We start from the raw sequence: 509 nt of genomic DNA, 5'->3' as shown, positions 1-509 counted from the left end.
GGCCCACCGAAAGAATAATGTTGCTCAGAATGAGAGTTGATAATTTGGTCTTGAATATCATCTCTGCGTATGCACCTCAGTGTGATAGGTCGGTGAAAGAAAAGGAGGAATTTTATGAAGATCTTCTGACCGTCGCATCCAAAGTTCATGATACAGAGAAGTTATTAATAGGTGGTGATATGAACGGTCATGTTGGTAACAGTTCTGATGGTTTTCCTGAAGTGCATGGTGGATACAGTTATGGGGAACGAAACTTTGAAGGAGAACGGCTGCTGGAATTTGCAGAAGCGTTGGAGTTAGTTGTGAGTAACACTTCGTTTAAAAAAGAAATCACAAAACTCATAACATACGAGTCTGGAGAACATAGAACGGTGACAGACTATTTCTTGGAAAGGAAGAAGGAGCGCGCACTAAATGACGTAAAGGTGATACGATGGATCAGGCCGGCAGGCCAGCGATCGCCCTCGAGATGTACCCGCGAGTGGTTTGGTCGTCCGCTCTGACGTCCA

General features: G+C 44.8%; 1 protein-coding gene. It reads left to right on the top strand.

What is annotated here, in order from left to right; all coding sequences use genetic code 11:
* On the top strand, positions 1-503 hold a 503-nt coding region (locus JLZ96_RS24895; protein WP_236254243.1), incomplete at its 5' end, for a hypothetical protein.
* Positions 504-509 lie beyond the last annotated feature (6 nt).

The organism is Rhodococcus sp. NKCM2511, assembly GCF_014905595.1.
Lineage (GTDB): Bacteria > Actinomycetota > Actinomycetes > Mycobacteriales > Mycobacteriaceae > Rhodococcoides > Rhodococcoides fascians.
Note: the sequence above shows the minus strand (reverse complement) of the source record. Positions and strands in the feature narration are given on the sequence as shown.